This is a genomic window from Streptomyces sp. NPDC007917 (genome assembly GCF_042959105.1).
Taxonomy (GTDB): domain Bacteria; phylum Actinomycetota; class Actinomycetes; order Streptomycetales; family Streptomycetaceae; genus Streptomyces.
Genome location: NZ_JBIBKK010000006.1, coordinates 149,499 through 162,214, shown reverse-complemented (window position 1 = coordinate 162,214; position 12,716 = coordinate 149,499). Strand labels below are relative to the sequence as shown.

13 protein-coding genes are annotated in these 12,716 nt (G+C 70.0%); 8 read left to right on the top strand and 5 right to left on the bottom strand.

What is annotated here, in order from left to right:
- Positions 1-59: 59 nt before the first annotated feature.
- The 3 genes from ACFZDL_RS13520 to ACFZDL_RS13510 are packed head-to-tail and all read left to right on the top strand — an operon-like array spanning position 60 to position 3,246.
- The gene (locus ACFZDL_RS13520; protein ID WP_353589208.1) at positions 60-1,397 is read left to right on the top strand and encodes an extracellular solute-binding protein; all 1,338 of its coding nucleotides are present in this window, start codon (positions 60-62) and stop codon (positions 1,395-1,397) included.
- Positions 1,394-2,356 carry a sugar ABC transporter permease gene (locus tag ACFZDL_RS13515; RefSeq protein WP_353589206.1) on the top strand — a complete coding sequence of 321 codons (963 nt, stop codon included), beginning with the start codon at positions 1,394-1,396 and terminating at the stop codon, positions 2,354-2,356. Before ACFZDL_RS13520 ends, ACFZDL_RS13515 begins: the two co-directional genes overlap by 4 nt.
- A complete protein-coding gene (locus tag ACFZDL_RS13510) occupies positions 2,353-3,246 on the top strand; it encodes a carbohydrate ABC transporter permease (protein ID WP_353589205.1) in 894 nt (297 codons plus the stop codon). Before ACFZDL_RS13515 ends, ACFZDL_RS13510 begins: the two co-directional genes overlap by 4 nt.
- Positions 3,247-3,317: 71 nt before the next feature.
- On the opposite strand, the gene ACFZDL_RS13505 is transcribed toward ACFZDL_RS13510, so the two are convergent.
- Positions 3,318-4,748 carry a glycoside hydrolase gene (locus ACFZDL_RS13505; protein ID WP_353589203.1) on the bottom strand — a complete coding sequence of 477 codons (1,431 nt, stop codon included), beginning with the start codon at positions 4,746-4,748 and terminating at the stop codon, positions 3,318-3,320.
- Between the two features lie 184 nt (positions 4,749-4,932).
- Between ACFZDL_RS13505 and ACFZDL_RS13500 the strand changes: the two genes are divergently transcribed.
- Complete coding sequence (locus ACFZDL_RS13500; protein ID WP_353589202.1) at positions 4,933-5,934, top strand: arabinan endo-1,5-alpha-L-arabinosidase; 1,002 nt, start codon at positions 4,933-4,935, stop codon at positions 5,932-5,934.
- Positions 5,935-6,090: 156 nt separating this feature from the next.
- A complete protein-coding gene (locus tag ACFZDL_RS13495) occupies positions 6,091-7,074 on the top strand; it encodes a teichoic acid biosynthesis protein C (RefSeq protein ID WP_353589200.1) in 984 nt (327 codons plus the stop codon).
- Positions 7,075-7,082: 8 nt separating this feature from the next.
- Here ACFZDL_RS13495 and ACFZDL_RS13490 read toward each other — a convergent pair whose 3' ends face one another.
- Positions 7,083-8,069, bottom strand: coding sequence for a helix-turn-helix domain-containing protein (locus ACFZDL_RS13490; protein WP_353589198.1), 987 nt, complete (start codon positions 8,067-8,069; stop codon positions 7,083-7,085).
- 149 nt (positions 8,070-8,218) lie between these two features.
- Here ACFZDL_RS13490 and ACFZDL_RS13485 point away from each other — a divergent pair, with 149 nt between their 5' ends.
- Together ACFZDL_RS13485 and ACFZDL_RS13480 are read left to right on the top strand one after the other, a co-directional pair.
- Positions 8,219-8,467 carry a hypothetical protein gene (locus tag ACFZDL_RS13485; RefSeq protein WP_353589196.1) on the top strand — a complete coding sequence of 83 codons (249 nt, stop codon included), beginning with the start codon at positions 8,219-8,221 and terminating at the stop codon, positions 8,465-8,467.
- A gap of 90 nt (positions 8,468-8,557) precedes the next feature.
- Positions 8,558-8,947, top strand: coding sequence for a hypothetical protein (locus tag ACFZDL_RS13480; RefSeq protein ID WP_353589194.1), 390 nt, complete (start codon positions 8,558-8,560; stop codon positions 8,945-8,947).
- 124 nt (positions 8,948-9,071) lie between these two features.
- Here the strand turns inward: ACFZDL_RS13480 and ACFZDL_RS13475 are convergent, their stop codons facing one another.
- The 3 genes from ACFZDL_RS13475 to ACFZDL_RS13465 all read right to left on the bottom strand — a co-directional run bounded on the left by ACFZDL_RS13475 (position 9,072) and on the right by ACFZDL_RS13465 (position 11,948).
- The gene (locus ACFZDL_RS13475) at positions 9,072-9,578 is read right to left on the bottom strand and encodes a DinB family protein (RefSeq protein WP_353589192.1); all 507 of its coding nucleotides are present in this window, start codon (positions 9,576-9,578) and stop codon (positions 9,072-9,074) included.
- Between the two features lie 496 nt (positions 9,579-10,074).
- Positions 10,075-11,391, bottom strand: coding sequence for a carotenoid oxygenase family protein (locus ACFZDL_RS13470; protein WP_353589190.1), 1,317 nt, complete (start codon positions 11,389-11,391; stop codon positions 10,075-10,077).
- Positions 11,388-11,948, bottom strand: a complete 561-nt coding sequence (locus tag ACFZDL_RS13465; protein WP_353589189.1) for a hypothetical protein — start codon at positions 11,946-11,948, stop codon at positions 11,388-11,390. The genes ACFZDL_RS13470 and ACFZDL_RS13465 overlap by 4 nt, the downstream gene beginning before the upstream one ends.
- Before the next feature lie 97 nt (positions 11,949-12,045).
- Here ACFZDL_RS13465 and ACFZDL_RS13460 point away from each other — a divergent pair, with 97 nt between their 5' ends.
- Positions 12,046-12,558, top strand: coding sequence for a PadR family transcriptional regulator (locus ACFZDL_RS13460; RefSeq protein ID WP_353589187.1), 513 nt, complete (start codon positions 12,046-12,048; stop codon positions 12,556-12,558).
- Positions 12,559-12,716 lie beyond the last annotated feature (158 nt).

The window sequence follows — 12,716 nt, the reverse complement described above, 5'->3', positions numbered from 1 at the left end:
TTACGAGCGGCATTCGAAATGGCGAACAGCGCTGCCTGAAGCAGCAGGAATGAGCCGCAATGCAAGGATCTTCCCCAGCCCGTCGCAGCGTGCTCACCGGGCTCGGCGCCCTCGCCGCCACCGGCGCCGTGGGCGTGGGTGCAGCCGGCTGCGCCGCGCCCTCGTCGGTCGCCGCGGGCAAGACCCGGCTGCGCTACTGGCACCTCTTCGGCGGCGGCGACGGCGTCAACATGAAGGCGATGCTGGACGCCTACAGCGCGGCCCATCCCTCGATCGGCCTGGAGGCCGCCACGCTCCAGTGGGGCTCCCCGTACTACACCAAGCTCGGCATGGCGGGTGCGGGCGGCCGCGCCCCCGAGGTCGCGGCGCTGCACCTGGCCCGGCTCGCCGGTTTCGCGCCCGGCCGCCTCCTCGACGCCTTCGACCTCGACCTGCTCGCCGACCACGGCGTGACCGCCGCCGACTTCCCCGAGGACATCTGGAAGCGCGGTGCGGTCGACGGCAAGCAGTACGCCATCCCGCTCGACACCCACCCCATGGTGCTCTTCTACAACACCGAGGTGTGCGAGAAGGCCGGGCTGCTCGGCCCCGACGGCAAGCTCAAACCCATCCACGGCGCCGAGGAGTTCACCGCCGCCCTGCGCGCCGCCAAGAAGGTCACCGGGCAGCCTGGCATGGTCACCGAGACCATCGGCGGCGATGTCGTCGGCCCCTGGCGGGTGTTCTCCACCTTCTACTCCCAGACCGGCGGAAAGATCCTGTCCGAAGACGGCCGCCGCCTCGCCCTCGACGACGCCAAGGCGCTCACGGCGCTCGAGTACATGGCCATGCTCGTCGACGAGGGGCTGTGCCACCGCCGGGTCGACTACCAGGGCTCCATCGGCGTCTTCAACGGCGGCAAGACCGCCTTCTACCTCAACGGCGAGTGGGAGATCAGCTCCTTCCGCACCACCAAGCTGCCGTTCTCCATGACCCGCGTGCCGGCCCTCTTCGGCCGCCCCACCGCCCAGGCCGACTGCCACTCCTTCGTCCTGCCCCACCAGCGGGACCGCGGCGGCGAAACCAACGAGGCGGCCCATGAGTTCGTGGCCTGGATGCTCAAGCACACCGTCGAATGGGCCAAGGGCGGGCACGTCCCGGCCTATCTGCCGACGCTGGAGAACCCCGCGTACCTCAAGCTCAAGCCGCAGTCCGAATACCGCTCGGTCGTGGGCGACGTCGTGCTCGACGAGCCCGCCTGGTTCGCCGGCTCCGCCTCCCTCATGTGGATCGAGCTCGGCTCGGTCTTCTCCGGGGTGCTCACCGGCTCCCGCACGCCCCGGAACGCGCTGAAAGAGGCCAAGTCCCGGCTGCGCGAGCTCCTCGACACCCCCAACCCCTTCGGAGGTGCGAAATGAGCGCGCCGACCGTCACCGCGCCCCCGCCGCGCTCCTCGCAGGCCGGGGCCGCCACCACCCCGCCCAGGACCGTGCGCCGCCACTGGACCGAGCACGGGCTGGTCTTCGTCGCGCCCTTCCTCGTCGTCTACGCCCTCTTCCTCCTCTGGCCGCTGCTGTACGGCGTCAAGATGAGCCTGGGCGACGACAACATCACCGGCACCGACAGCCACTTCATCGGCTTCGACAACTACGCCGAGGCCCTTCAGGACCCCGATGTCTGGTCCTCGCTGTGGAACACGGTCTGGTTCACCATCCTGTCCACCGTCCCCCTCGTCCTCGTCGGCCTGGGCCTGGCGCTGCTCGCGCACCATCTGCGCGTGGTCCAGTGGCTGTGGCGGCTGAGCTGGTTCGCGCCCTTCCTGCTGCCGTCGGGCGTCGTCGGGCTGCTCTTCATGTGGGTGATCTTCCCGTCCGACTTCGGCTTCGCCGACCAGGCGCTCGCCTCCCTCGGCCTGCACCCCGGCATCGGCTGGCTCACCGACGAGCGCTACGCCATGCTCTCCATCGTCGCGACCACCGTCTGGTGGACCGTCGGCTTCAACTTCCTGCTGTATCTGGCCGCGCTCCAGGCCATCCCGCAGCATCTGTACGAGGCGGCGGAGCTGGACGGCGCGGGCGCCTGGGCCCGGCTGCGGAACATCACCCTGCCGATGCTGCGGCGCACCACGGGCGTCGTGGTCGTGCTGCAGATCCTGGCCTCGCTGAAGATCTTCGATCAGGTCTACATCATGACCGCCGGCGGCCCGGACGAGTCCACCCGCCCGATCCTGCAGTACGTCTTCGAGTCCGGCTTCACCGGCTACCGCATCGGCTACGCCTCCGCCGTCTCGTATCTCTTCTTCGCCCTGATCGTGATCGTCTCCCTGGTCCAACTGCGGCTGACCCGCCGCGCGAGTGAGGAGGGCGCGCGGTCATGAGCGCGGAGACAGCTGTGACACCGGTGAAAGCGAGCGCGGGCGCGGGCGACGGCGCGGGCCGCAGGGTCCGCTGGTCCCCGGGCCGGTTCGCCATGCTGCTGATCGCGCTCGCGCTGGTGGTGGTGTGGGTGCTGCCGCTGGCGTGGGCGGTGGCCACCTCCCTCAAACCGGAGGGGGAGACCACCACGACGCCGCTGAAGTGGATCGGCTCGACGATCACCTTCGACGCCTACCGCCAGGTGTGGAAGTCGGGCGACATCGGTCAGTGGATGTTCAACTCCGCCTATATCTCGGTCATGACGACCCTGCTGACCGTCGTGCTGTGCGCCATGGCCGCGTACGGCTTCTCGCGGACCGAGTTCCGCGGCCGCAAGGTGCTCTACGGGCTGGTCCTGGCCGGGATCATGGTGCCGCCGCAGGTGCTGATGGCCCCGCTGTTCGCGGAGATGGTCTCCATGGGGCTCGTCGACACCTACTGGGGCGTGATCCTGCCGCAGGTCGCCGTGCCCGCGATGGTCTTCATCCTGGTCAAGTTCTTCGACGGGGTGCCGCGGGAGCTGGAGGAGGCGGCGTTCGTGGACGGGGCGGGGCGGTGGCGGGTCTTCTGGACCATCGTGGTGCCCCTGTCCCGGCCGGTGCTCGCGGCCGTGGCGATCTTCACCTTCATCTCGACGTGGAACAACTTCCTGTGGCCGTTCCTGGTCACGACCGACCCGAACGGGATGACGCTGCCGGTGGGGCTGGTCAACGTCCAGTCCTCGTACGGTCTGCGGTACGCCCAGATGATGGCCTCGGTCGTGATCGCCGGTCTGCCGCTGCTGGTGGTCTTCGCGCTCTTCCAGCGCCAGATCGTCCGCGGTGTGGCCCACACGGGTCTGGCGGGCCAGTGAGTGTCCCTCCACGGGGTGGGTCCGGTCCGCCCGGCCCGGCAGACCGCCGGGCGGACCGGACCCGCCGGCGGTTACTTCCCCAGCACCACCGTGGTCAGCGACCGCGCCGGCAGCTCGACCCCGAGCTTTCCGCCCCGGACCTCCGCCGCGCCGACCCGGCTCAGCGCGTGCGTCTCATCCGTGCGGTACACCGAGCCACGCGCCGAGCCGCCCGTCAGCGCGTAGTCGGCCCGCACTGCGTCCGTCCCGGTGTTGAGGATTTCCAGCACCCGCTTGCCGTCCCGGTTGCGGAAGGCCGTGATCTTGACGCCCGACGCCTCGGTCGACGCGGCCACCCGCACCGCCCCCGGCCGGATGAACCTGCTGTACGCGGCCAGCGCCCACAGCCGCTTGGAGACGTGGTAGTCCGCCCCGTCCAGCTGGATCAGCCCGCGGGTCGCCCCGATCGAGGCGCCGAACCAGTACACGTACGCGCTGGCGCGGGCGTCGGCGAGCGTGGTGTGGATGGCCTCGGCGACGGCCAGTCCGTCGTAGCCGGAGCCGTCGTCCCACGCCTCGTTCCAGGTGGCGCCGTTCGGGCTCCACTCGGACATCCAGGTGCGGCGGCCGGTGGGCAGCGGCTGGTCGGAGGGCGTGACGTACGGATGGCCGGTGTGCACCCCGACCAACGCCGCCGCCTGCGCGTCCGCCTCGATCGCCGCGCTGTACTGCGCCTGCTGGTCCCATCCGGCGGCGTCGCAGCACACCAGATTGATCCCGGCCCGTCGCACGGTCGGCCCGAGCGCCCTGACCGTCTCGACCGCCTGCTCGGGCGTGAACTGCATGGACGCGTACGAGGTGGAGAGGTCCGGCTCGTTGGTGAAGCCGAGGTCGGTGATGCGCACGCCCTCCTGGCGGTAGAACGTGGCGTACTGGACGAGGTAGTCGGCGTACGCCTGCCGCCACTCGGGTTTGAGCGTCCCGCCGTTCGCGTCCGTGCCGTTGGTCTTCATATAGCCGGGCGCGCTCCAGGCGTCGGCGTAGAAGCGCTTGACGCCGTACGCCTTCGCCTCCTTCGCCAGCCACACCTGGCCGCCGTCGTCGCCGTCCCATTCATAGCGCGGCGTGGCCTCGGGGCCGCCCGGGTCGGTCGGCTGGATCGACTTCATGTGGTCGTACACATCGTCCGAGGACGAGCCGATGCCCAGCCGCAGAATGCTGAGGCCGGCCCCGGACTTCCGGTTCAGCAGCAGGTCCAGGACCTCCCGCTGGTGTTCGGGGGTCAGCCCGCGCGAGCCGTGCATGATGTCGGCGCGCTGGAAGGCCTGGGAGAAGCCGAAGCCGTCGATGGGCTGGAGGCGTTGACCGAAGTCGACCCGGCCCGGGGCCCCTGCCGCGGTGCCGGCCGCGGCGCTGCCGTCGGCGTGGGCCTTTGGCGCGGTCGTCACCGTCCCCAGGAGGGCGACGGCCAGTGCGCCCGTCACCGCGGTACGCGTCACCGCGGCGCGCATCACCTTGATCACAAAAGCGTCCTTTCCCCTGCCACTGAAAAATTTCCGGAACGTCACCGAAACGTCCGGGGGAAAGTAGAGGCGGCTGAGGGGCGAGTCAATCCCCTGGGACAAGGGAGGTGTTGAGGCCACTCATCGCGCTCTGTACCGCCATGTGTTTCGGAGGGGCACCGAAAACATTCCGAAGGAGAGCCGAATGATCCACATCATGCCGAGGCGCACCGGCGCCAGACGCGCCGGCGGCCGGCGACTCGCCGTCCTGGCGGCCGCCACCGCCTTCGCCCTGCTGCCGGCCAGCGCCTCCGCCTACCCCAATCCGGGCCGGGTGACGGGCGACATCGTCGTGCACGACCCCACCATGATCCGCGCGAGCGACGGCACCTACCTGCTGTACTCCACCCACGGCGGCCTGGAGGCCCGCACCTCCACCGACCGGATCGCCTTCAGCCGCTCGGGGAACGCCTTCAACTCCCCGCCGTCGTGGTGGAAGAACTACTCGTCCAGCAATGACCCCTGGGCGCCCGACATCTCGTACCAGGGCGGCAAGTACCTGATGTACTACGCCGTCTCGTCGTTCGGGTCCAGCAACTCCGCGATTGGGTTCGCCACCTCGTCCAGCGGCAAGGCGGGCACCTGGACCGACTACGGCATCGTGCACTCCACGACCGGCAGCAGCAACTACAACGCCATCGACCCCAACCTCTTCGTCGACGGCGACGGCAAGTGGTGGCTGTCCTTCGGCTCGTGGTGGTCGGGGCTGAAGATGATCCGCCTCGACCCCTCCACGGGCAAGCAGTACGCGGGCGACAAGACCGTCTACTCCCTCGCCTCCCGGCCCACCGGCACCAAGGCCGTCGAGGCGCCCACGGTCGTCAAGCGCAACGGCTACTACTACCTGTTCGCCTCGTACGACACCTGCTGCGCGGGCACCAGCTCCACGTACAAGATCAAGGTCGGCCGCGCCACCAGCCCCACCGGGCCGTATCTCGACAAGAACGGGGTCAACATGATGAACAACGGCGGCTCGGTGGTGCTGGAGTCCCACGGCCGCTACATCGGCCCCGGTGGGCAGTCGGTCATGAGTGACGTCGACGGTGACCTGCTCGTCTACCACTACTACGACGGCCAGGACAACGGCACCCCGAAGCTCGGCGTCAACCTGCTCAGCTGGGGCGGCGGTTGGCCGACGGCGTACTGATACGTCCCCGGCTGACATGAACCTGACGGCTTGAGGAGGTGTACCCAAGGCAGATCTGGAGACGGAGTACCAAGAGCCTACGCGCGTAGCGCCCCCGCTCCTCCTCACCGAGGGACGGGGGCGCTCCAGCACACCCCCGACAGAAAGCGGAGATCCATGACGCAGGACCGCACCTGGAACAGACGCCGTTTACTGATGCTCGGCGGTGGCGCCGCGGCGGGCGCCGCGCTCGGGCTGGGGGCCAAGGTGGCCACCGCGAGCGAGGCCGCGCCCACCGCCGTACCGACCTCCCCGCGCTTCCAGCTGACCGAGCCCTCGTACGACCTCTTCCGCCACGCACGGCTGCACAACGCCAGGGTTCAGCAGTCCTTCACCTTCGACAACGTCAACCGGCGCCTGTTCGTGGCCCAGCTCAAGGACGGCTCCGCGGACAGCAGCGGCGATCTGTGCATCACACAGCTGGACTTCTCCGGTAACGAGCTCGGCTATATGTATCTGCTCGGCTTCGGACACGCCGTGTCCATCGGCGCGCAGGCCGTGGGGTCGGACACCTATCTGTGGACCGAGGTGGACGTCAACAGCGGGGCCCGCGGCAAACGGCTGGCCCGCTTCCGCTGGAGCAGCGGGACGACCCTCTCCAACACCTCCTCCGCGCTGACCAAGCACTCGCCCGTCTCCGACGCGACGGAGACCACCTGCGCGATCGACCCGGTGAACAACCGGATGGCGATCCGCTATCTGAACACCGCGGGCAGCAGGCGGTACGCGATCTTCAATGTGAACGAGGTCGCGGCCGGGAACTACACCAACCGACTGGCGGACTTCGCCCAGCCCAGCGACTCGGCCGTCTTCCAGGGCTACGCGCTCTACGGAAGCTACGTCTACCAGCTGACCGGTACCGCCTACGGCGCCGACAACCCGTCCCCCGGCAACGCCTACACCTCCAGCGTCAACGTCAACACCGGCGCGCTCACTCAGCGGGCCTTCACGGGAGCGGGCTCCACCCTGACCTACCGCGAACCCGAAGGCATGGGGGTGTACCGGACTGCCGCGGGGGAGGTCCGGCTCTTCCTGGGCTTCGCCTCCGGTGAGGCGGGCGACCGCCGCAGCAACCTCTTCTACAAGAACGTCCTCGTCTGAGCCGAGGCTCAGCGGGCCGGGCTCCCGCCCAGCGTCTGGTACCGGTAGTCGCTGGGCGGAAGCCCGTATACGGCGCGGAAGGCGCGGGTGAAGGCCGCGTGGTGGGGGAAACCCCAGCGGGCGGCAATGCTATGGACGGGGATCGCGCGCTGCGCGGGGTCGGCCAGCTCGCGGCGGGCGCGGTCCAGCCGCTGACGGCGGATCCATGCGGAGACCGTGGTGCCCTGGCCCTGGAAGAGCCGGTGCAGATGGCTGACCGAGATGTGGTGCGCGGCGGCGACGGTGCTCGGCGTCAGCTCGGGATCGCCCAGATGCTGCCGGATGAAGGCCTGGATGCGCAGCGACAGGGTGCGGTGGTGGGTCTCCGGCGGAAGCGCGGCGTCGAGGTCGAGCTGATGGGCCAGGACCGCGGACACCAGATCGACCAGGACCGCCTCCAGGCGGGGCCCGTCGGCCGGCCCGTAGGAGCCGGTGCCGTCGGTGAGGCGGGTGAGGAATCCGGCCAGCAGCGCGCCCACGCCCTCCTGCGCCGACAGCCGTCGGGTGACCAGCCGGTCGACCCGGTCCAGGGGCAGCGGCAGAAGCCTCTTCGGGATCTCCAGCCCCACCGCCCTGGCGCGGTCCGGGGCCAGCACATGGACCTCGTACGGCCGCGAGGAGTCGACGATGTGCATGTCGTGCGGTCCGAGGCTGCCCTCCTGGCCGGCCTGGACGGTCCCCTTGGCGCCCACGAGCGCGTAGGTGAGGTGGTAGACCTCCGGGTCGCACTGCCGGATCTGCCTGGCGGTGCGCCGCATGCGCATGGGGCGCATGCCCGCGGGCCATACGCGGGCGCCGCCGAGTCGCAGGATGCGCATCTCGGCCCAGTAGTCATCAGCGTGGTCACTGCTGATTTCCGCGGGTGCGGCCGCTTTGGTCCGGGTCAGGACCTCACGCCATAACTCGAAGCGATCCGCCACGGGTACGGCGTCGGTGCGGAACACGGTTTCGATCATCGCTTCTCCCCCCGTCGACCACAAGGTCACCAGATCGAAGGTAAAGGGTCGGTAAACCCCGCATGGGGAGCCCGCTGCCCGGGCTGTCGGCGTAGCTCCGGACGGGGCGGGTACCTGAAGGGTCCGTCCGCCGACGAAGGGAACCGGCAGTGACTGACCGACGACTGGAAGCCCCCGGCGACCACGCCCACGCCGTGCCGCGGGATCTGCCCGACCAGCAGGCGCACGAAGGCCCGGACCCTCTGGACGTGGACAGCCCCCCGGCCCGGCACGGCCCGCCCGAGGACCCCGATGACGTGCCCGATCTGGACGAGTCCGGCACCGGGCGGCGGGGGAGTCCTCCGCAGTCCGGGAGCCCGCGCCCGGGCGATCCGATTCCGGACGAGCCGTCCGGATAGAGGGGCGAGCCGCCCGGTCAAAAATCGGGCAAAAGTGCGAAAATGATGATGACGACAAGCGCCAACCGCTCAGCGAAGAAGGTGCCCGCCATGGCCAACGTGGAATGGCACGCCGAGCACGTCCTGGTGACCCTCACCGGAATCTCGCGGGACGACGCCGACGTGGTCTTCGACGTGCTCCACCGGTGTTACCGCTCCGACGACGCGTACGCCGGTCTGCCACAGCATCCGCTCGAAGGACACCCGGTGGTGTGGACCTCGACCTTCGAGGTGACCCCGACCCACCCGGAGCCCAAGCCCACCGCCCTGACCGCCCCCGTCACGGCCGATCTGCAGGGCTGCCCGTGCCAGGTGGAGCTGATGCGCGAGGTCCTGGCCCGCGCCTTCGCCGTCGAGGACCGGGGCAAGGTCCCGGGCGACCAGGAGCGCGAGGTGGAGCTCCGGCTGGTGAGCCGGAGCCCGATGGGACGCGCGGTGTGAGACGGCCGGGGGGGCTCCTTGCGGAGAGGGAGCCCCATCGGTCGGCGGAGCCGGCGGCGCACGGCGGCGGGGCGAACGGCGGTGGGGCTAGCGGCGGGGCGAACGGCGGCCGGGCGGGCGGCCCTCAGACCCCGACGGTGCCGTCGATGCCCTCGCGCAGGAAGTCGGCGTGTCCGTTGTGCCGCCCGTACTCCAGGATCATGTGCAGCATCACCGTACGCAGCGACACGTCCTGCCCCCACCGCTTGGCGTGGCGCGTGACATCCAGCGACTCGGCCTCCGCCTCGATCCGCCGCGCCTGCTCCACCTCCGCCTGCCAGGCCTCGAACGCCTCGGCCCGCGTGGCCTCCCGCGCGTCGTAGGCGGCCTGGAAGTCGAACGAGTCCGACCACACGAGCGGGATGTCCTCGCCGGCCATCACCCGGCGGAACCAGTTGCGCTCGACCTCGGCCATATGCCGCACCAGTCCGAGCAGCGAGAGCGTCGAGGGCGGCATCGACTGACGCCGCAGCTCCTCGTCGGACAGGCCGTCGCACTTCTGGGCGAGGGTCGCCCGGTGGAACTCGAGAAAGGCGCGCAGCGTCTCGCGCTCGTCAGCGGTGGTGGTGATGTGGGGGCGTTCGGTGGTCACAGAGGGAGTCCTTTTCGTATGGGCGGGCTTGCGGTGGCTTTCGGAAGGTTGCTTGCAGCCGGTGGCTTTCAGTCCAGCTCGACGAACCGGCCCGCCCACGCCCTGAACCGTTCCTCGTACTCCCGGTGCCCGGCCCTGAGCGCGTCGAGGTCCTCCGGCGGCCGCAGCCCGAAGGTCTCGTTCAGCCAGGTGATTCAGGGTGGCGAGGTCGGTCCGGTCGTCGCAGCGCCACAGGGCGTAGTGGGAACCGGAGCGGGTGGCCTTGGCGAAGGGGATGAAGGGGGCCAGGAACTCCGGATCCTCCGACCAAGTGTGCAGGCCGGCGTCCATGCCGTACTCGCATAGCTCGAACCCGTCCGAGTACCAGACCCGACCGATCCGGTCACTGAACTCCTTGAGCAGGTTCAGTTCCGGGATGGGTGAGTAGACGCCACTCAATTCGATGCCCCCGTGCCTCAGTTGCCGCGACAAACGCTCTCCGGTCGAGGCAAGTGAATCATGGGGCCGTCGGGCGGAGGTCGTCGATCCAGTTGCCGTGGAAGCCGAACGGCACCCGGGCCGGCAGATGGACCGTGGCGACGGGGCCCGCGGCCAGATCGTCCGCGTCCAGGATGACCAGGTCGCTGCGGTCGGTGGCGGCGTCGTGGACGTACGTCATGAGCCGGCCGGGGCCGCCGGGCAGCTCGTCGGCAGGGGCGAAGGCCGCCTCGCCGGGCGTGCGGCCGGGGCCGAAGTCGTATGCGGTCGTGGCCCCGGTGGCCAGGTCGTACCGCACCAGTGAGCTGCCGCAGGTCATATGCCCGTAGGCGGAGGCGAGTCCGGTCAGCCGGTCGTCGATCCGCGGGAACTCGCCCGGCCGGTCGTCGCACTGCTCCTCGTGGACCGTCCCGGCCGCCGGGTCGATCGTCCACTTCCACAGGACCGCGTCCCGGGGCGGGGCGATGCCGTGGTCGGTCCGCCGCCAGATCTCCGGGTAGCGCATCACGTGCATCACGATGGTGCCGTCCGGCGCGTCGTAGGCGTTGAAGGAGTGGAAGACGTAGCACGGGTCGATCTCGAACCACCGCACCGCGCCGTGCGGATCGTCGCGGCGCAGCACCCCCAGCCGGGCGCCGTATCCGTCGTCCCAGCTGTAGGGCATGGTGCCGCCGGCCATGGCGAGTTCGGGGTCGAAGACCACGGGCAGGTCCATGAAGACGACGTGTCCGGCGGTCAGGCAGAAGTCGTGCAGCATGGTCGGGCCCGGCACCTCGATGGCCCTGCTGACGACCAGTTCGCCCGTGGCGTCGGCCCGGTGGTAGGTGAGATGGGCGGACTCCAGCATCCCGTAGCCGAAGAAGTGCAGCTCTCCGGTGGCCGGGCAGGTCTTCGGGTGGGCGGTCATGGCGGTGTGCAGCCTGCCGCCGAAGTCGTGGAGGCCCTTGGTGTCCAGGTCGGGGGTGAGCTCGTAGGGCAGGCTCGTCTCGGCCAGGGCCAGCGTACGGCCGGCGTGCCGGATGACGTGGGTGTTGGCCGGGCCGGCGGTGAGGTCGCGGTGGCCCCGCGCGTCGTAGATCCGCGCCCCGTCGGTGAGACTGCGGGTGCGCACCCAGCGGTTGCGGTACGAGACGGCCCGCCCGCCCTCCAGCCGCAGCCCGTGGACCATTCCGTCGCCGAAGAACCAGTGCCCGGAGGCGGCGTCGGCCGGGTTCGGACCGTTGCGCAGATACCAGCCGGCCAGCTCGGGCGGGATCGTGCCGGTCACCGGCAGATCGTGGGCGGTGGCCTCCTTGGAGACCGGGGCGTAGTTCCCGGCGAGGTGCCGCGCGGTCATCGGGCCGGCTGCCCGGCCTTGGCCTGGACATGGGCGACGTAGCGGATGGTGAAGACCATCGGAACGGCGAAGCCGGCGACCTGGACGAGTGTGGCGGGGGTCGAGTGGCCGTGTCCGGCGTGCGCCTCGAAGGCGAGCGCGAGCGCGGTCAGGGCGAAGGCGGCGGTCCATACGGCGGTGATGACCACGTTGACCCGGATGAACGGCCCCCGCCCCCACAGCTCGCGCGGGGTGGTGCGCTTGGCGATGCCCAGGGTGAACGGCTTGCCGATGGCCACCGAAACTCCGGCGATGACCGCCAGGGTGCCCGAGGCGAGCGCCGCGGAGTAGTCGTGCACCCCCGAGTCGTGATCGGCGAAGGCGACCACGGCCAGTACGGCGAAGAACGCCGCCGAGCCCAGCTCGATGATCAGCGCGTCGAATCCGGCACCGGCCCGTGCCTGCTGACCGATCAGCGCCACCGCGACCACCAGCGCGGCCAGAGCGCCCCACTGCCAGCTCCCCGAGGGCAGCGCGGCGAAGACGATCCACGGCAGGAACGTACGCAGGTAGGACATGGTCTCTCCATTTCGAGGCATCGAGGTGTCTCTTCTGACATGTCAAAACTAGAAGGTCCAGCCTCGACATGTCAATCCTGGAAGGTAAGGTGAGGGCATGAGCCTTCGACACGCACTGCTCGGCCTGCTCTCGGAGCGCCCCGCCAGCGGATACGACCTGCTCAAGCGGTTCGAGACCTCACTGGCCACCGTCTGGCCGGCGACCCAGAGCCAGATCTACACGGAGCTGACCAAACTGGCCGGCAGCGGACTGATCACCGTGGCCGCCGAGGGGCCACGCGGCCGCAAGGAGTACGCCATCGCCGATGAGGGGATGGCCGAGCTGCGGCACTGGCTGACGGAGACCAAACCGCAGCGGAACACCCGCAGCGACATTCTGCTGCGGGTGTTCTTCCTCGGGGTGCTCAAGCCCGAGCAGGCGCGCGCGTATCTGACGGGGCTGGTCGAGATGTCCGAGCAGGGGCACGAGGAACTGCGCCGCCTGGGGGAGTCCATCGACTGGGGCGACGACGACCTCTCGGTCTACGGCCGGATCGCCCTGGAGTACGGCCTGCGGTTCAACGCCATGCGCCGCGAATGGGCCGAGTGGGCGGCCGATCAGATCAGGTAGGGATCAGCGACTCACGGCCCGGGACCGCCGTGTGTGGGGTTCTCGCCGTCGCGTACGCATGGGCACGGCGCCGGTGGGGGCGAGGGCGGGGGCGGGCGCCGATGTAGGGGCCCGGCACCCCGGGCCCGTACGGGGAGGCCCAGGGCCGGATGCGGGGA

Excerpts from the sequence above, each read along its gene's own strand:
- ACFZDL_RS13510 (WP_353589205.1), top strand. The coding sequence starts at position 2,353 with ATGAGCGCGGAGACAGCTGTGACACCGGTGAAAGCGAGCGCGGGCGCG.
- ACFZDL_RS13465 (WP_353589189.1), bottom strand. The coding sequence starts at position 11,948 with ATGTCCTACCTGCGTACGTTCCTGCCGTGGATCGTCTTCGCCGCGCTG.
- ACFZDL_RS13480 (WP_353589194.1), top strand. The coding sequence starts at position 8,558 with ATGGCCAACGTGGAATGGCACGCCGAGCACGTCCTGGTGACCCTCACC.
- ACFZDL_RS13515 (WP_353589206.1), top strand. The coding sequence starts at position 1,394 with ATGAGCGCGCCGACCGTCACCGCGCCCCCGCCGCGCTCCTCGCAGGCC.
- ACFZDL_RS13500 (WP_353589202.1), top strand. The coding sequence starts at position 4,933 with ATGATCCACATCATGCCGAGGCGCACCGGCGCCAGACGCGCCGGCGGC.
- ACFZDL_RS13495 (WP_353589200.1), top strand. The coding sequence starts at position 6,091 with ATGACGCAGGACCGCACCTGGAACAGACGCCGTTTACTGATGCTCGGC.
- ACFZDL_RS13520 (WP_353589208.1), top strand. The coding sequence starts at position 60 with ATGCAAGGATCTTCCCCAGCCCGTCGCAGCGTGCTCACCGGGCTCGGC.
- ACFZDL_RS13460 (WP_353589187.1), top strand. The coding sequence starts at position 12,046 with ATGAGCCTTCGACACGCACTGCTCGGCCTGCTCTCGGAGCGCCCCGCC.
- ACFZDL_RS13470 (WP_353589190.1), bottom strand. The coding sequence starts at position 11,391 with ATGACCGCGCGGCACCTCGCCGGGAACTACGCCCCGGTCTCCAAGGAG.
- ACFZDL_RS13490 (WP_353589198.1), bottom strand. The coding sequence starts at position 8,069 with ATGATCGAAACCGTGTTCCGCACCGACGCCGTACCCGTGGCGGATCGC.